Annotated in this window: 17 protein-coding genes; all 17 read left to right on the top strand. The window is 33.8% G+C overall.

What is annotated here, in order from left to right; translation table 11 throughout:
* Positions 1-16: 16 nt before the first annotated feature.
* Positions 17-598: a sugar transferase gene (locus tag ACGTNH_RS16610; protein WP_394588053.1), complete on the top strand. Its 582-nt coding sequence runs from the start codon at positions 17-19 to the stop codon at positions 596-598.
* 1 nt (position 599) lies between these two features.
* Positions 600-1,304 carry an acetyltransferase gene (locus ACGTNH_RS16605; RefSeq protein WP_394588052.1) on the top strand — a complete coding sequence of 235 codons (705 nt, stop codon included), beginning with the start codon at positions 600-602 and terminating at the stop codon, positions 1,302-1,304.
* Entirely contained in the window at positions 1,291-2,424 is a 1,134-nt protein-coding gene (locus ACGTNH_RS16600; protein WP_394588514.1) for a DegT/DnrJ/EryC1/StrS family aminotransferase, read from the top strand. Before ACGTNH_RS16605 ends, ACGTNH_RS16600 begins: the two co-directional genes overlap by 14 nt.
* Positions 2,425-2,447: 23 nt before the next feature.
* The gene (locus ACGTNH_RS16595; RefSeq protein ID WP_394588051.1) at positions 2,448-2,795 is read left to right on the top strand and encodes a helix-turn-helix domain-containing protein; all 348 of its coding nucleotides are present in this window, start codon (positions 2,448-2,450) and stop codon (positions 2,793-2,795) included.
* Between the two features lie 28 nt (positions 2,796-2,823).
* Complete coding sequence (locus ACGTNH_RS16590; RefSeq protein ID WP_394588050.1) at positions 2,824-3,978, top strand: glycosyltransferase family 1 protein; 1,155 nt, start codon at positions 2,824-2,826, stop codon at positions 3,976-3,978.
* Positions 3,950-5,128 (top strand): glycosyltransferase, encoded by a 1,179-nt coding sequence (locus ACGTNH_RS16585; RefSeq protein WP_394588049.1) that lies wholly within the window; start codon positions 3,950-3,952, stop codon positions 5,126-5,128. The genes ACGTNH_RS16590 and ACGTNH_RS16585 overlap by 29 nt, the downstream gene beginning before the upstream one ends.
* A 12-nt stretch (positions 5,129-5,140) precedes the next feature.
* The gene (locus ACGTNH_RS16580) at positions 5,141-6,187 is read left to right on the top strand and encodes a glycosyltransferase family 2 protein (protein ID WP_394588048.1); all 1,047 of its coding nucleotides are present in this window, start codon (positions 5,141-5,143) and stop codon (positions 6,185-6,187) included.
* Positions 6,184-7,350 (top strand): CDP-glycerol glycerophosphotransferase family protein, encoded by a 1,167-nt coding sequence (locus ACGTNH_RS16575; protein ID WP_394588047.1) that lies wholly within the window; start codon positions 6,184-6,186, stop codon positions 7,348-7,350. The genes ACGTNH_RS16580 and ACGTNH_RS16575 overlap by 4 nt, the downstream gene beginning before the upstream one ends.
* A complete protein-coding gene (locus ACGTNH_RS16570) occupies positions 7,337-7,753 on the top strand; it encodes an FAD synthase family protein (protein ID WP_394588046.1) in 417 nt (138 codons plus the stop codon). The genes ACGTNH_RS16575 and ACGTNH_RS16570 overlap by 14 nt, the downstream gene beginning before the upstream one ends.
* Before the next feature lie 13 nt (positions 7,754-7,766).
* The gene (locus ACGTNH_RS16565; RefSeq protein WP_394588045.1) at positions 7,767-8,747 is read left to right on the top strand and encodes a glycosyltransferase family 2 protein; all 981 of its coding nucleotides are present in this window, start codon (positions 7,767-7,769) and stop codon (positions 8,745-8,747) included.
* On the top strand, positions 8,747-9,751 hold the full coding sequence (locus ACGTNH_RS16560) for a glycosyltransferase family 2 protein (protein ID WP_394588044.1): 1,005 nt from the start codon (positions 8,747-8,749) through the stop codon (positions 9,749-9,751). The genes ACGTNH_RS16565 and ACGTNH_RS16560 overlap by 1 nt, the downstream gene beginning before the upstream one ends.
* Before the next feature lie 11 nt (positions 9,752-9,762).
* The gene (locus ACGTNH_RS16555; protein WP_394588043.1) at positions 9,763-10,761 is read left to right on the top strand and encodes a phosphotransferase family protein; all 999 of its coding nucleotides are present in this window, start codon (positions 9,763-9,765) and stop codon (positions 10,759-10,761) included.
* Between the two features lie 16 nt (positions 10,762-10,777).
* On the top strand, positions 10,778-11,965 hold the full coding sequence (locus ACGTNH_RS16550) for a glycosyltransferase (protein WP_394588042.1): 1,188 nt from the start codon (positions 10,778-10,780) through the stop codon (positions 11,963-11,965).
* Positions 11,966-12,005: 40 nt separating this feature from the next.
* A complete protein-coding gene (locus ACGTNH_RS16545; protein ID WP_394588041.1) occupies positions 12,006-13,139 on the top strand; it encodes a glycosyltransferase in 1,134 nt (377 codons plus the stop codon).
* A gap of 71 nt (positions 13,140-13,210) precedes the next feature.
* Positions 13,211-13,648, top strand: a complete 438-nt coding sequence (locus tag ACGTNH_RS16540) for a glycosyltransferase family 2 protein (RefSeq protein WP_394588040.1) — start codon at positions 13,211-13,213, stop codon at positions 13,646-13,648.
* A 601-nt stretch (positions 13,649-14,249) separates the two neighbouring features.
* A complete protein-coding gene (locus tag ACGTNH_RS16535) occupies positions 14,250-16,028 on the top strand; it encodes an ABC transporter ATP-binding protein (protein ID WP_394588039.1) in 1,779 nt (592 codons plus the stop codon).
* A 189-nt stretch (positions 16,029-16,217) separates the two neighbouring features.
* Entirely contained in the window at positions 16,218-17,138 is a 921-nt protein-coding gene (locus tag ACGTNH_RS16530) for a fibronectin type III domain-containing protein (protein ID WP_394588038.1), read from the top strand.
* Positions 17,139-17,148: the final 10 nt, after the last annotated feature.

Below are 17,148 nucleotides of genomic sequence, written 5' to 3'. Positions count from 1 at the left end.
AAGGGGAGAACATAATATGAAGCGAACAATCGATCTAGTGGTCTCCAGCGTTCTTTTACTAGCCGCTTCTCCCATCGTCATAGGTGTAGCTTTATTAGTAAAAACAACCATGGGCGCTCCTATTCTTTTTAAACAAGAGCGACCAGGACAATTTGGTCACCCATTTAATCTTTTCAAATTCAGAACCATGAGTGAAGGAGATTTGGCCGACGAAATGCGTTTAACAAAAGTAGGTAAGTTTCTAAGGAAATATAGCTTAGACGAATTTCCTCAACTCTTCAATGTAATAAAAGGTGAAATGAGTTTAGTTGGACCGAGACCTCTTCTGATGGAATATCTTCCTTTATATACGAAAGAGCAAGCCCAAAGACATGAAGTGAAACCCGGAATTACGGGATGGGCGCAGGTTAATGGGAGAAATAATATTTCATGGGAAGAAAAATTTCATTACGACACATGGTATGTAACACATCAAAGTCTAAAGCTGGATGTAAAGATCTTATGGATGACGATTCAAAAGGTTGCAAAGAAAGAGGGAATAACACCTGAAGGGCGTGGCGCAATGGAGAAATTTAAAGGTTCCAGGGAAGTGATGTAATATGAAGATCATCGTGATTGGAAATGGAGGTCACAGCAGAGTTATCCAGGATATTATTGCAGCTAGAGGAACAGAACAACTCACCGCTATTCTTGATGATAAATACACGTTTGGCTTTATCGAAAACGACATTTACTTTGGGCCAATTGCTGACATCAATCACATGGTAAGCGAAGAAATCAGAATTGTAGTAGCTATTGGTAACAACCGAACAAGAAAACGGGTGGTTCAACTAATCGGCGACGAACACTTTGCTACCCTTATTCATCCTTCTGCGATTATCAGCCCTTCAGCTTTTATCGGAAGGGGAACCGTGGTCATGCCTTACGCAGTAGTTAATGCAGCAGCGAGCGTTGGTGAACATTGCATTATTAACACGGCATCCATCGTAGAACACGATAATCAAGTGGGGAATTTCACCCATCTTTGCCCTAACGTTACGCTGACAGGACAAGTTTCCATAGGTGAAGGGGTAGTGATGGGAGCAGCGTCAACCGTCATTCCAGGAGTTACGATTGAAGATTGGTCAGTGGTAGGAGCTGGATCAACAGTGATCCGAGATGTTCCTACCTCCAGTAAAATAGCAGGCTCGCCAGCTCGAAGTATTAAAAAAGCGATGCCCATTGAGTTTTTGCATCGTGCAGGGGGTGAACCATTTGTCAAAGCCAAGAATATTCCTCTCTCCACCGCACATGACAGGAAATGAACAACATTATATAGATGAAGCGTTTAAAAGTAACTGGATCGCACCAGTTGGTCCAAATATAGACGCTTTTGAAAAAGAAATAGCAGAGTATGTAGGAGCTAAAGGAGCAGTTGCTGTCAGTTCAGGAACAGCTGCGATTCATTTAGCTCTTTCTTTATTAGAAGTCCAGCGAGGAGATACCGTTTTTTGTTCGAGTTTGACGTTTGTAGCAACAGCGAATCCTATTTTGTATCAAGGAGCAGAACCTGTGTTCATAGACTCTGAACCCGAAACGTGGAACATGTCTCCTCAAGCATTAGAAGCCGCGTTAGAAGAGTCATACCGAAAGCACCAATTACCAAAGGCAGTCATAGTTGTTCATTTGTACGGACAAAGCGCAAAGATGGAGCAGCTTCAAGAAATATGTCAGTTGTATAATGTCCCTCTTATTGAAGATGCAGCAGAATCTTTGGGGTCCACCTATAAATTGAAACATACAGGTACAATCGGTGATTATGGGCTTTATTCCTTTAACGGAAATAAAATCATAACAACCTCAGGAGGCGGTATGCTCGTATCAGACGATTTACAGGGACTTGAGAAAGTTCGTTTTTTAGCTACTCAAGCTCGCGACAAGGCCATCCACTATCAGCATAGTACGATAGGATTTAATTACAGAATGAGCAACTTGTTAGCCGGGGTAGGAAGAGCTCAATTGCAAGCGATCGACCACCGGGCTGCAGCAAGACGCCGAATTTTTAAGAGGTATAAACAAAAGTTATCAAGGCTCCCAGGAATCAGCTTTATGCCTGAGCTGATTTATACGAAGTCTAACCGATGGCTTACGACGTTTACTCTTAACCCAAACGTAACATCGGTCACCCCACATCAAATCATCAGAGATATGACCAGCCAAAACATAGAAGCACGTCCTGTTTGGAAACCATTACATTTACAACCTCTATTTAAAGGTTGTAAATATTACTCACATGCCCCTTTTGAAAGCATTTCAGAAAATTTATTTACGACAGGAATTTGTCTGCCATCAGGTTCCAACTTAAGTGATATGGATCAAAACAGAGTCATTAATTGTATTGAAGATACATTCGAGAAAGCCACAAATAAGGAAGGTATTGTATGACAAAAAAATTGAGGTACTTATGAATGATAGGAACAACCATCCATAAAATTCGACGCGGGAAAGGTCTTTCGTTATCAGAGCTTGCAAAACAAGCCAACACATCAAAATCAAATTTAAGTAATATTGAGCGAAACGTTAATAAAAATCCTTCGATTACGCTTGTTATAAAGATAGCCGAAGTATTAGACGTGGATGTCTATGATTTATTGAATTCAGAACGTCAAATGACAAAACTTCCACCTTTAATTGAATATGAATGGGTTCAATTTGTATACGATTTGAAAAAGGCAGGAATTGAGAAAGAACAGCTGCCTGAGTATAAACATATCATTGAGTTTATTCACTGGAAGAAACAGCAAGAAAAAAGTTAGCTATTTTATTCGGATTTGAGGGGAAAGGATGAGTCAATCAAAACCTATGAGAGTTCTCCATGTCACAGGAGGCATGAACAGAGCAGGCACAGAGACGATGTTAATGAATATATACAGAAATATAGATAGGGACAAGATTCAATTTGATTTTATTTCATATAGTCAAGATGAAGCTCATTACGACAAAGAAATTCAAATGCTGGGCGGCCGAGTGATTCATCTCAATCAAACAAGCTCGGTTAAAGAATTATACAAAGCTATAAAACAATTTGGCCCTTATCAAGCTGTTCACGCTCACACGCTTTTTCACTGTGGCATTGCCAATACGGCTGCTTTACTAGCTGGTGTGAAAGTGAGAGTTGCTCATGCTCATACGACGGATGATGAACATGATCGACTGCTTAAGAAAGTTTATATTGGTGGTATGCGCAAAGTCATTAAACGTGTATCCACCCATTATTTAGCGTGCAGTAAACAATCAGGGAAATACCTATTTGGCCGTCGAACAATTGAAAAGCCTGCATATTCATACTTTCCTAATGTGATTGACTATTTCTCATTTATAGGAAAACCTCAGCAGAAAGTCAATGAATTCAAAATGGAATATGGATTAGGCCACAGCTTTGTCATTGGACATATTGGGCGCTTTATCGAAGCAAAAAACCATTCCTTTTTATTAAAAGTGATGAAATCGGTAGTGAATAAAAAACCCTCTGCGAAACTTTTGTTAGTAGGGGACGGAGACCTTAGAAAACAAGTGGAAGAAGAAGCTGATGAGTTAGGGATTAAAGAAAACATAAAATTTGCAGGGGTTAGAAATGATATTGCGACCCTTCTTCATACTATGGATGTTTTTGTTTTTCCTTCGATCTATGAAGGACTAGGGTTGGTATTACTGGAGGCACAAGCGAGCGGACTGCCTTGTATTGTATCTGAAGCGATTCAGCCAGAAGCCGATTTAGGTTTAGGGTTGTTTTCTACGCTGTCCGTGAGTGATGGAGCGGAAGAGTGGGCAGATGAAATCATTAGAAAAGCTGGACAAAAAGAAAAGAATATTAACAAAATCATTAATAGTTTTGAGCTGAACCATTACAGTTTAAACGCTGGCATATCGAAGCTGTTAAAAATTTATGATGGGAAGCAAGGAGAAAGCTATGAAAAACCTGTTAATTACCTCCTTTGATATGGAAGTAGGAGGAGTGGAGCGCAGCTTAATCAGCATGTTAACCCACTTTGACTACGATAAATACGACGTTGAATTAATGCTTTGCAGCCATACGGGGGAATTTATGGATCTTCTTCCTGATCAGCCTAAGCTATTACATGAAGTACCGTCCTATAAAACATTTAGAATGTCAATTGGAAAAGTGATCAAGCAAGGAAAACTGCCAATAGGCATGGCAAGACTCATAGCGAAGTACCGGGCGAACCAGGGGGCATCAACTGAGAACGGGTATAAGCAAATGCAGTACATGTGGAAGTACGCATTGCCTTTTTTACCTAAAGTTGATAAGACTTATGACGTCGCGATCAGTTACCTTTGGCCACATTACCTGGTGGCGGAAAAAGTAAAAGCAAAGACGAAAATTGCCTGGATTCATACCGATTATTCGACGGTGGACACGGAGTTGGAAATGGATCTTGAATTATGGGATAAGTTCGACCATATCATCGCTGTGTCGGAACAGTGCAAACAAGCCTTCATTAAAAAATACCCTCCACTAAAAAATAAAGTAAAAGTGATAGAGAATATTACCTCGCCTCACTTAGTGCGAACTCTATCAAATGAGACGGTAGACAACCCAATGAAGAACGACCCAAGGTTCAAAATAATAACCGTGGCCCGTCTGTCGCATGCTAAAGGAATTGACCAGGCAGTATATGCTATGAAACTGCTGGTAGATAAAGGGTATAATCAGCTGGCCTGGTACGTGGTCGGCTATGGCGGAGATGAAGATAAGCTAAGAAAGCAAATCAAAGATAATAAATTGGAAGATTGCTTTTATTTGTTAGGTAAAAAAATCAATCCCTATCCTTTTATGAAAGCAGCAGACCTCTACGTTCAGCCTTCCCGCTATGAAGGAAAGGCGGTGACCGTAGGAGAAGCCCAGCTTTTAGGTAAACCTGTGGTTATCACGAATTATCAAACGGCAACCAGTCAAGTAAACGATCGAATTGATGGATTTATATGTGAGCTGTCTCCAGAAGGAATTGCCGATGGTATCGAAAAACTGTATCAGGATAAGGAGTTAAGAAGTCAGCTGGAGCATAATTGCAGCAATCAAAATTATCATAATGAACATGAATTAGATAAACTCTATCAACTAGCATAGGAGGTGTAAGAATTGAATAAAACAGTCAGCGTTATTGTTCCTATATATAAAGTAGAAAAATACATCCACCGCTGCATAGACAGCATACTTACACAGTCCTACCGCAATATAGAGGTTATTCTAGTCGATGACGGTTCCCCTGACCGATGTGGTGAAATAGCAGATCAATATGCTGAGAAAGATGTGAGAGTGAAAGCTTTGCATAAAGAAAATGGCGGTCTGTCGGATGCACGGAATTTTGGAATGAAGCACGCAACTGGAGAATTCACCATGTTTGTCGATAGTGATGATTGGCTGGAACAACAAGCCATTGACAACATGCTTCACCATATGCTCGCCTTTAAAGCTGATGTCATTCAATCAGCTTTTTATTATGCACATAAGGAGCATCTGCTATTTGACCAAAGGTATTACTCAAAAAATGGCGACCTTCTAATCTACGACAATGAAAAGCTAATGTATGAACTCGTAAAAAACGAAACCGTGAAAAACTTCGCCTGGGGCAAGCTCTATAAAACCGACCTTATTCGCGACCTGGAATTTGAAAAAGGAGTATTATTTGAAGACGTCTTCTGGGCTCACAACGTGATGCATCGCGTTAAAACCTTTATTGTTTTGAACGAACCTTTATATAACTATTACCAGCGTGATGACAGTATCGTAGCTAATTACACAACTAGAAATTTAGATATGATTAAAGGCCTTAAAGTCAGGCATGATTTTCTGGAAAAAAAACATACGAGCCTCACTCAAGAATCTTACAAACAATTATTAAAGAACCTGCTCATTCATTACAATCTTCTGCTTTTAAATCGTAAGGTAGATAAAAAAAGAGAGCATCGAAATGAAATAAAAGAGTACATTCGTCAGAACTATTCTAATTTTAAACAGGCCACCGAAAATGATCAGCAGCTGAATTTTCAGCTGAGTTTATTTTATAAAAGTCCTTACTTGAATGTTGCTTACTTGGGCTTTCGAAAAGTAATGAGGAAATTAAAAGTTTTTTCTAAGCCACCAGGACTTGAAAAGATTAGCAGGGAAGGAGCCGAAGTAACATGAATCTACTTAAAAAATTCCTTTCCTATATCATTATTTATTTCTTTAACAGCTTTCCTATTAAAAAGAATAAAGTCTTCATGTTTAGTTATTACGGCAGCCAATATGGATGCAACCCTAAATACATTACAGAGTATGTGCTTCAGCAAGATGCTAGTAAATTCGATATCGTCTGGGCTTTCAATAATCCAGAAGCACATAACATTCCCCCAAAAATAAGAAAAGTAAAAGTCATGTCCATCAAGTACTTTTATGAACTTTGTACATCTAAAATCATCATTACCAACTTTAGAACCACTGATTTATTTGTAAAAAGAAAGAGTCAATATTACATCCAGACTTGGCACAGCTCGATGCGTTTAAAACAAATCGAGAAAGACGCAGAAGCAACACTTCCTGAACATTATGTGAAGATGGCCAAGCATGATTCTAAGAAATGTGACTTACTGATCTCAGGATGTGAAAACAGTACAGATATATTTAGAAGATCGTACTGGTATGATGGAAAAATTTTTAAACATGGAACTCCCAGGAATGACCTTTTATTTGGAGAAAGAAGCGGCTGTAACTTAGTAAAACGAAAGTTGAATTTATCAGTTAACACAAAGGTGCTATTGTATGCTCCTACATTTAGAGGAAAGAACGATACCTCAGTTTATGACTTGGATTATCCGCAGTTACGCCAATCACTCACCCAACGATTTGGAGGAGAGTGGACCATTATCGTTAAATTTCATCCTCATCTCCTTTCATTAAAAGACGAGCAGATGGGAGAGGGTGTTATAAACGTAACGGAATACAGTGATATACAGGAGCTATTGTTCATTTCTGATGCACTGATAACAGACTATTCTTCCCTCATGTTTGATTATGCCATCACCAAACGGCCCTGCTTCTTATATGTACCTGACCTGAAAGAATACATGATGAAAGATAGAAAGCTATATTTTAATGTAGAAGAACTCCCATTTGTTAAGGCAGCTTCTAATCACGAGCTCACTAAGAGGATTGAAAAGTTTGAAGAAAACCATTATCAGGACGAGCTAAAATTATTTTTAGAGAAAATAGGCTCTTACGAACAAGGCCAGGCATCAGAACAAGTCGTAAATCAAATGGAAGGCATCTGCTTTAGTGAAAAGGGAGGAGAAGTTTATGAAGCCATATAAAATCGGATATACAACCGGCGTCTTTGATCTATTCCATGTCGGCCATCTAAACATTTTACGTAAAGCGAAAGAACAATGCGAGTATCTTATCGTCGGCGTAAGTGCAGATGAGCTCGTTCAGGAATATAAAAACAAGCAGCCTGTTATTCCATTTGAGGATCGCAGAGATATTGTAAGTGGCATCCGTTATGTTGACCAGGTTATTCCACAAGTCAATAGAGACAAAATAGCAGCCTGGGAAATGTTAAATTTCAATGTCATGTTTGTAGGGGATGACTGGAAGGGTGACGCTTTGTTTATGGAAGTTGAGAAAGAGTTTCACAGCGTTGGAGTGGATATTGTGTATTTTCCTTATACGAAGGGTGTTTCTTCGACTTTGGTAAAGGAGAAAATTGAATTGTAAAGTGGGTGAGATTATGAATCCAGCTATAAGTATAATTGTTCCTGTTTACAATGTGGAGCCTTATCTTAGAAGGTGTTTGGATAGTATTCTTGAACAAACGTTTACTGATATTGAAGTGATAGTTGTTAACGATGGATCTACTGATGGAAGTGGCGAAATTTGTGATGAGTTTGCAGAAAAAGATAAAAGGATCAGGGTAATTCATAAGAAAAATGGAGGGTTAAGCTCAGCAAGGAACGCAGGATTAGATATAGTTAAGGGTGAGTATATAGGTTTCGTGGATAGTGATGATTATATTGATATAAATATGTATAAAAAGTTATATGAATTATGTATATATACAAGAAGCGAGATCTCTATTTGTACATTTGGGGAAGTTAATGAAAAAAATGTATCTGTACCTAAAAAGGAGAAAGATTTAATACTAGAAATGGATAACAACGAAGGCTTAAGACAACTTTTTAAAGGGGAAATTTATCGCTTTTCAGTCTGTAATAAATTGTTTAATAGGAAATGTATGTCAAACATTAAGTTTCCGGTCGGACTTTTACATGAAGACTTAGCGACTTCTTATCAAATGTTTGCTAAAGCTAGCAAAGTTGTATTCACTAACTTCACTGGCTATATGTATTTTAAAAGAGAGAACAGTATTCTTAATAAAGAATACCATGAAGGAAGATTAGGAAGTTTTGTAGGATGGGAAGAAATTTTAGAATTTATACGTAAAAAGTATCCTAATTTACTAGACGAATGTTATTCAACCTTTGTTTATTGGAGCGTTGATAATAGTGTATATATACTTAATCAAGTGCAAAATACTGAATTAAGAATTAGATATTTATTAACTATTCAAAAGCATATAAGAAATCATTATAAAAAAATTTTACAAAGTAAACACCTAAATTCAAAATATAAATTAATTATTATCATGATTGCGCTTAATCCTAAGTTACTTAATTTGCATTACCAATTCAAAAATAGGGAGAGAATCTAATGAATCCAGAAATTAGCATCATTGTTCCTGTTTATAAGGTCGAAAAGTATTTAGAAAAATGTATTGACTCTATTCTATCTCAAACTTTTAAAAACTTTGAATTAATCTTAGTAAATGATGGATCACCGGACAATTGTGGGAAGATATGTGAATATTATAAACAAAAAGATTCTAGAGTAAATGTAATTCATAAAGAAAATGGAGGTATTTCAGACGCAAGAAACATGGGTCTTAACTATGCAACCGGGAATTATATAGGTTTTGTAGATAGCGATGATTACTTACTTACAAACATGTATGAAGTGATGTATAACACTGCTATAAAAAACGGGTCAGATATAGTTGTATGCGATTTTTTTAAACTTAATGAAGATGAGAACGATGTTTCAAAATGTGAAGATAGAGATAGTCCAATAATTAATCTTACTAATTATGAAGCTCTAGAAAAAATTTATACTGAGATACCAGAGACTTTCGTTGTAGTTTGGAACAAGTTATTTAAAAAAGAGATTTTCAAAGAAGTTAAATTTGATAAGAGTAAAATTTATGAGGACGAATTTATTACCCATAAGCTATTACTCGAAGCGAAAAAGGTTACTTATATTAGAAAGAAATTATATAACTATTTAATAAGAGAAGGTAGTATTGTGAATTCACCATATAATGTAAGTAAGTTAGATAAAGTGTTTGCATTAAATGAAAGAGTTAATTTATTTAGAAGATTAAGAAACAAGAAAATATTACATTTATCAGAAATAAGATATACAGATCTTTTATTTTGGAATTATTTTGTAACCGAAGATAATATATTGAATTCGAATAAGGAGCTGAAAATATTAAAGAAAACATTTAATAGAAATTTACCAGGTCTTTTAGCTAATCCTTTCTTTAGCATTAAACAAAAAGTGTTTTTTATTATTTTCTTTGTAAAACCTAAGCTTTTTAAGTTATTAATAAAATTAACAAATGGATTGAAAAACAAACCTATAAATACTTTTAAATAAGGGAATGAGCTATGGAAAAATATATTCAATTAGAAAAAAGATTATATGTTAACAAAAATATTTCTTTATTAAAGCTTATTGTTATTTTATTTTTCAAAATAAACCCATTGCTTCCTCATACAAATAAGCATAAAAAAATATTATTATATATAAAGATTTTTTTGAAGTCTAAATCACGTTTAATATATTTACCAAAAAAAGGTGACTTGGTTATGAAAGTAAGTGATACAAATTATAAGGTATTCTCAACCTCTAATAATATTATTTATAATCTGTACCACCATAATTATGAAAGATTGGCAGAAAAGCAATTTAACTTAATTAAATATAATAGAATGATTAATTTAGTTAAATGGGATAAGAAGAACATGATTTTAGAAGAATATTATATAAATGGAAATCATCCAACTTATGCTTATCTAGTTAATAATCCAAAGGTGTGTAGTGACTTATTTGTTAAGATGATAAAGTTGTCAAAGGTAAAGAAGATTAATTCAGATATGTATTTTAACACTTTGAAAAATGGAATATTTGATAATTTGAAGAAAAACACATATATTTTATCCAAAACTCAAACTAAATGTATTAGCGATTTTGTTGAAGAATCAATAAATTACTTGAATAATAACTTTCCTATGACATATATTCCACAAGTGGTTACACATGGAGACATTACCTGTAATAATCTAATTATCTACAAAAATAATCTTATTCCTATAGATTGGGAGTTTTGTGATTTCCGTTCTCCCATTTTTGATATTCAATTTTTCTTAAATAAACTCGAAATGGAGAAACAGATTGATAGTGGTGTTTCTAGTGAAATTAAAGTTATTGCCTCTAACGCAGATTACGAATCTCAAGAAATTAAAAGTTTTTTTAGAACCGATAGGGAAATACTTTATAAATTATACTTAATTGAATATGTGTATTTAGTATTAAGTCAGATTGAATTTAGGGAGTTTGCAAAAGATATTGAACATTATGTTATAAGGTACCTAGCTACGTATTAAGATAAGGGGGAGAATCTTGAAAAAAATACTATTTGTAATTGAATCTTTAGATGTGGCTGGAGCTGAAAAGAGTCTAGTAACGTTACTCTCTCTTTTAGATTATGATAAATTCTCTGTGGATCTTATGTTATTCTCTCACGGAAATAAATTAGAAAGATTTATTCCTCAAAAGGTAAATGTATTACCACCTCTTTGTTACACTGAATTCTCAAACTCTAGCATAAAAGAATCAATAAAATACTCCATAAAAAATAAAAATATAAATATGTTGACGTCGAGGGTTAAATTCTCAACAAAGATTCGTCTGAAAAAATATAGTAATCCTGAAAAAGCAAGAATATATTGGCAAACGGTTTCAAATTTAATTGAAAGTAATCAAGGTGAGTATGACATAGCTATAAGCTACTCACAGGGAGTCCCAACTTTTTACGTTGCAGAAAAAGTTAGAGCAAAAAAAAAATTCGCTTGGGTGAATGTCAGCTATCATTTGAACCAAAGAGAAAAAAATTTTCAACAAAAATACTACCAGGAATTTAATAATATTATTGCAGTTTCCAACTCTACTAAGGACGTTTTTAACAAAACTTTTCCTCAGTTTAAGAACAAGTTAGAAGTGATTTATGACATAAATCACCCTGAATTAATTAAAAATATGGCGAATCTTGAATATGGCTACGAGGATAACTTTAAGGGCCTGCGTATTTTAACAATTGGGAGATTAGCAAGACAAAAAGGCTATGATATAGCGCTAGAGGCATGTGAAAAATTAAAGAATAACGGAATAGATTTTAAATGGTATGTGTTAGGTAAAGGACCATTAAAAGAGGAAATTGAAAGAGAAATTATTAAAAGGAATTTAAGTAATAACTTTATTTTGCTGGGAGTCAAATCTAATCCTTATCCTTATATAAAAGCTTCTGACTTATATGTGCAGACTTCTAAGTATGAAGGTTTTGGGTTAGCTTTAGCTGAAGCAAGAATGTTAAATGTTCCTGTTGTTACTACACGGTTTGATGCTGTTTACAACCAAATGATAGACGATGAGAATGGGGTAGTTGTAAGTATGGATGGTGAGAGTGTTTATAAGGGAATTAAAAGATATTTAGAAGAACCACTTTTAAAGGAACGAGTAATTAGTTTTCTGAAGACTGAGAAGAAAGGTAATTGTGAAGAGGTTTATAAGTTTTATGAATTAATAAATTAATATATGAAATTTACTTCTTAATTAAAAAGAAGGTGAGTTAGTGAAAAGAAGTGTTATTTTTATGGTTAAAAACATGAACATTGGTGGTACAGAAAAAGCTCTTTTAAATATGATCTCTGAAATGTCAGAAGACAGGTATGATATTACGATTTTAATGATGGAAGAAAAAGGTGAATTTCTGAAACATATACCTCCGTATGTTGAAGTAGAAGTTCTAAAAGGTTTTTCAAAAATAAAGCGGATGATAAATCATCCTCCTAAACAAACAGCTATCTCATTATTGAAAGAGGGGAGTATATTAAAATCTTTTAGTTTTTCTTATTTCTATTTTTTATCGAAAATATTCAGAAATAAAGATATATATTTAAGGCATTTAGCTAAATACATTCGTTATGACAATAAAGAATATGATATCGCTGTAGCTTATGCAGGTCCCATGGACTTCATAAGCTATTTTATTTTAAATAAAGTTGCAGCAACCAAAAAGATCCAGTGGATACATTTTGATGTCACTAAAATAGGATTTAATCCTGTACATGCTCTAAAGAGTTATAGGGAATTCAATAAAATTTTTGTAGTCTCAAAAGAAAGTCAACAAAAGTTAAAAGAAATATTACCGAATATATCACATAAAATCTTTTTATTTCCTAATGTTATATCCAAAAATATTATTCACGATATGGCTGAAAGAGGGAGTGGATTTCAAGATGGTTTTAATGGCATCAGACTACTGACTGTTGGAAGACTCAGTAGAGAAAAAGGCCAGGATTTAATTATAAAAGTACTTGCAAAATTGAAGGCAAAAGGTACTCATGTTAGGTGGTATTGTATAGGAGAAGGAATTGATCGTAAAAATTATGAAAAATTAATTGAACATTATGGGCTTTGCGAAGACTTTATATTGATGGGAGCAAAAGCTAATCCATATCCATATATGAAGGATTGCGATATATATATTCAGCCATCGCGTCATGAAGGATTCTGTATTACCTTAGCTGAAGCAATATGCTTTAACAAACCAATTATTAGCACAAAATTCTCAGGAGCATATGAACAGTTGGTTCCTGAGAAGAAAGGTGTAATTATCGATTTTGATGAAGACCAACTGGAAGAAATGATTCTAAAGAAAATTAAGGAATTAAAAAATTATCAAATTGAGTACGTACAATTTTAGTGAAAATTAATGATATGGATAATTCTTAGTTATGAGGGTGCTCGTTCGAAAAAGGAGGAGTAAAGCAATACATGCCTAGTTTTAGTGTTCTAGTACCAATTTATAATGTTGAGCCATATTTGGCTGCTTGCTTAGATTCGATATTAACCCAATCGTTCTATGATATAGAAGTTATACTTATTAATGATGGTTCAGAAGATAACTGCGGAGAAATTTGTGAAAAGTATGCATTACAAGACAATAGAGTAATAGTAGTCCATCAAAAAAATGCTGGAGTATCCTCTGCCAGGAATAGAGGACTAGATATTGCTAATGGTGAGATTATGTATTTAATGGCTAAAGAAAAAGATGCTGAGATGATTGTCTGTCCTATTAGAACAGTGAATTTTTTTAATAACACAGAAACCATATCATCTATTTGGACTAAAGCAGAAGGACTATATAGTAAACCTGATATTGAGAAAAACATTATCATACCATCAATTGTAAAACAAAAAAATATAGCTTAGTTTCTAGTGTAAACAAGTTATACAAAAAATCATTATTTAGTAACCACAATAAAGGGTTCGATGAAGATAAAAATCACAGTGAAGATATGATTATATGATTTTAAATTTTAGGCTACTACCTTTACTAAATAGTCCAGTTTTCACTCCTCAACCTTTTATATAACTATTTCGTTAGAAGAGAAGATTCATTAACTCAAAATTTTAGAGAATAATTTTATGATTACATCGTATTTAATAGGTAGCTTTTCTTAGATAGGTGTTGTGAATTAAAGTTATTTTATTTAGTGCCCAAGAAAATATAAGGGACCAATATGTAGGTATTACACTATTGCTTTTGGAAAATATTGTGAATAGTTCACTTCCAACCTACAAAAAGTTACAAATGATCTCAAAAATAGTTAACGAGGGAGAATTTATTAACGATATACCGTATTACCTATGTTCTTCTATATTTACAAAGTTATTGAAAATTATGTGCCAGTTAAGAAGGGAAAAGCTAGTATATTATCTAATCAGGCTAAAAGTTAAAATAGGAAAATTATTAAGCTGAGACTTACTATTTTTAGTTGAAGAAATAACATTTCTTACGGGAGTGAAATAGATGTTAAAGAATTTTAGGAAATTACAAACTTTATTTAATAGACATGAGAAAAAGAAGTTTTTATTACTATTTGGAATGATGATAATTGCAGCAATAGTAGAAACCATAGGAATAGGTTTAATTGTACCCTTTGTAGGAATCGTAACTAGTCCAGATCTAATACACGACCAATTCATACTTGGATACTTATATGATTTGTTTAATTTTAATAGTAATAATACATTTATTATTTTTTCAGTTATCGTACTTTTATTAGTATTTGTATCGAAAAACTTATATTTATTATTGTTTAACTACACACAATTTCGAGTAATATTAAATCAGCAAGTTAAATTGTCAGCAGATTTATTTCAAGAATATCTGACAAAACCATATACTTTTCATTTGAAACGTAACACTTCCGATTTACTTAGAAATATTAATTCAGAAGTACCAAAAGTATTTCAAGGTATAATTATGTCTAGTTTTCAACTGTTTACTGAAATATTAGTAATTGTTTGTGTGTTAACTTTACTATTTATAACATCTCCAATTGCAACAATAACAGCTTTTACTTTATTGAGTGTAAGCGTTTTTATTTTCTTTAGAGTTTTTCGAAAAAAAATATCTTCTTTAGGTAATGAACAGCAAAAAGTTTCAGGTAAGATGATCAAGTGGGTAAACCAAGGTTTGGGAGCAAGTAAAGTAGTTAAGGTAACAGGTAAAGAAAGTTTTTTTATAAATGCATATAAAGGGCAAAGTCAGATTAAAGCAAACAATAGTCGGTATATGAAATTGTTAGAACAAGTCCCGCGATTATTTATAGAAACTTTACTAGTTTTTGTAGTGCTTATTACTATGGTTATTATTATACTTCAAGGTAAGAATACATCTGAAATTATATCAACGATGGCCTTATTTGCTATGGCTGCATTTAGGTTAATGCCTTCAATAACACGTGTAGTAGCGATGGTTACTGCTATTAGATACAGCCAACCTGCTCTATCGGTGGTTTATAATGATTTACTGGGAGAGAAAGATGATAAATCTTCTATAAGTGAATTAGGAATTAGAAATGATGTTATTAATAGAGGAGAAAGAACTTATAAAAAGTTAATTAAATTAGAGAAGATTTCTTTTAAATATCCAGGACAAGATAATTATTGCGTAGAGAATGTGTCACTAAATATTCCTATTGGAGATTCAGTAGCTTTTGTAGGTCCCTCTGGTGCTGGAAAGACTACATTAGTTGATATAATTTTAGGGATATTACAACCTGAAAAAGGGGAAGTAAAAATTGATGGAGAAAGCTTAAAGAGTCAAAAATCTTTATGGCAGCAAAAAATTGGTTATATTCCCCAATCTATTTATCTATCAGATGATACCATCAGAGGAAATGTAGCTTTTGGAATTGAATGTGAAAAAATAAATGATAAAGAAGTTTGGAGGGCATTAGAACAAGCTCAGTTAAAGGAGTTTGTGAAAGACCTTCCCGAACAGTTAAATACAACGGTAGGGGAGAATGGAGTAAGGCTATCCGGCGGTCAACGCCAACGTATCGGTATAGCTAGAGCTCTATATCATAATCCGGAAATTTTATTTATGGATGAAGCCACCTCCGCATTAGATAATGAAACAGAAAAAGAAATTATGAAAGCGATTGATGGTTTAAAAGGTGAAAAAACATTAATTATTATAGCTCACAGACTAAGTACAATTAAAAATTGTGATACAACTTTTGAAATTAATGGAGGCCATTTGGTTTCTACCCAATCTAAACAAAAGAAATCAGTAATGTAGTCACCATATTATAATAAAGATGAATATTTATTACCTTAATTATAATTTTTAGGTATACCTATTATATTGTCATTAATTCACAATTTAATGGATAAAGGATAGGCTTGTCATAGTTAAAAATAATTCTCATATAACCGCTGCATTCATATACTGAAACTAATTGGTTCAAAAGGATGTGGGAGAGGTTAAATGAGAATTTTAAATTCTGTAACTGATTGGTTGAACAAAGGCAAAACAGATAAAGAAATTTCAGACAAAAATGGGAGCATTACAAATAATAATTTTAACATTACAGAAGAGGAATTGGATTCAACCGTATGTAATGATATTTCTACTTTAAACTGGGTGGAAGGATCAGAATTGGTGGAAATAGAGGACTCACAGCCACCTAATGAAGTGGATAATATCTATGTTACAAATGTACTCCAAGAAAGCCTGACTTTGCACTGGACTGCTAGCAATTCCAGTGACGTTAAAGAATATAACATATATTTGCAAGAGAACTTGTTAGGAACAACTTCATCCTTAAGCTTTCAAGTTACATCTTTAAATGCTGATACAGAGTACACATTTTTTATTAAAGCAGTTGACCAAGATAACAATGAGTCTTCAGGGGTTAGTTTTACAGTAAGAACAGCTTCTGTAGAATTTTACTTGCAAATGTCAGGAGTCGATAGCTTCTTTAGGGCACCGTCTTCTCTTCCGCTGTACAATAAAATTGTGGTAAATGCACTTATTTCAGTTAAGGATAACGGAGATTTATTTTATTCAGGTTCTGGAAGTTACTCAGTCATGTCAGGAGCTAAACGAAATATAGAAAAAATTGTAATTAACGGAAATGAAATTCCGGGTAACTTAGGTAACTACGTTCCAATTGGAGAATATTGTGAAATTGCACATTATTTAAGTACACCAAAAAGTGGCAGCTTTACCTTATTTGGCTCGAATAGCTCTAATTCAATGCCGGGAAATATCTATAATATTGAAGTTTTTCATGATGATGTATTAATTGCTGAATATGATACTTCGGAAGGCAATGTTTTGGATCAATCAGGCAATGGTCATGATGCTTCAATAAATGGATCTCACAGCTTTGTTGAGATCGACTAATCCAGGGGTG

The sequence above is a fragment of the Halobacillus sp. B23F22_1 genome (assembly GCF_043497005.1).
Classification (GTDB): Bacteria; Bacillota; Bacilli; order Bacillales; family Halobacillaceae; genus Halobacillus_A.
This window is presented reverse-complemented; position numbering and strand designations above follow the sequence as displayed.

Excerpts from the sequence above, each read along its gene's own strand:
- ACGTNH_RS16555 (WP_394588043.1), top strand. The coding sequence starts at position 9,763 with ATGGAAAAATATATTCAATTAGAAAAAAGATTATATGTTAACAAAAAT.
- ACGTNH_RS16590 (WP_394588050.1), top strand. The coding sequence starts at position 2,824 with ATGAGTCAATCAAAACCTATGAGAGTTCTCCATGTCACAGGAGGCATG.
- ACGTNH_RS16560 (WP_394588044.1), top strand. The coding sequence starts at position 8,747 with ATGAATCCAGAAATTAGCATCATTGTTCCTGTTTATAAGGTCGAAAAG.
- ACGTNH_RS16600 (WP_394588514.1), top strand. The coding sequence starts at position 1,291 with ATGACAGGAAATGAACAACATTATATAGATGAAGCGTTTAAAAGTAAC.
- ACGTNH_RS16605 (WP_394588052.1), top strand. The coding sequence starts at position 600 with ATGAAGATCATCGTGATTGGAAATGGAGGTCACAGCAGAGTTATCCAG.
- ACGTNH_RS16575 (WP_394588047.1), top strand. The coding sequence starts at position 6,184 with ATGAATCTACTTAAAAAATTCCTTTCCTATATCATTATTTATTTCTTT.
- ACGTNH_RS16595 (WP_394588051.1), top strand. The coding sequence starts at position 2,448 with ATGATAGGAACAACCATCCATAAAATTCGACGCGGGAAAGGTCTTTCG.
- ACGTNH_RS16585 (WP_394588049.1), top strand. The coding sequence starts at position 3,950 with ATGAAAAACCTGTTAATTACCTCCTTTGATATGGAAGTAGGAGGAGTG.
- ACGTNH_RS16540 (WP_394588040.1), top strand. The coding sequence starts at position 13,211 with ATGCCTAGTTTTAGTGTTCTAGTACCAATTTATAATGTTGAGCCATAT.
- ACGTNH_RS16530 (WP_394588038.1), top strand. The coding sequence starts at position 16,218 with ATGAGAATTTTAAATTCTGTAACTGATTGGTTGAACAAAGGCAAAACA.
- ACGTNH_RS16570 (WP_394588046.1), top strand. The coding sequence starts at position 7,337 with ATGAAGCCATATAAAATCGGATATACAACCGGCGTCTTTGATCTATTC.
- ACGTNH_RS16535 (WP_394588039.1), top strand. The coding sequence starts at position 14,250 with ATGTTAAAGAATTTTAGGAAATTACAAACTTTATTTAATAGACATGAG.
- ACGTNH_RS16565 (WP_394588045.1), top strand. The coding sequence starts at position 7,767 with ATGAATCCAGCTATAAGTATAATTGTTCCTGTTTACAATGTGGAGCCT.
- ACGTNH_RS16610 (WP_394588053.1), top strand. The coding sequence starts at position 17 with ATGAAGCGAACAATCGATCTAGTGGTCTCCAGCGTTCTTTTACTAGCC.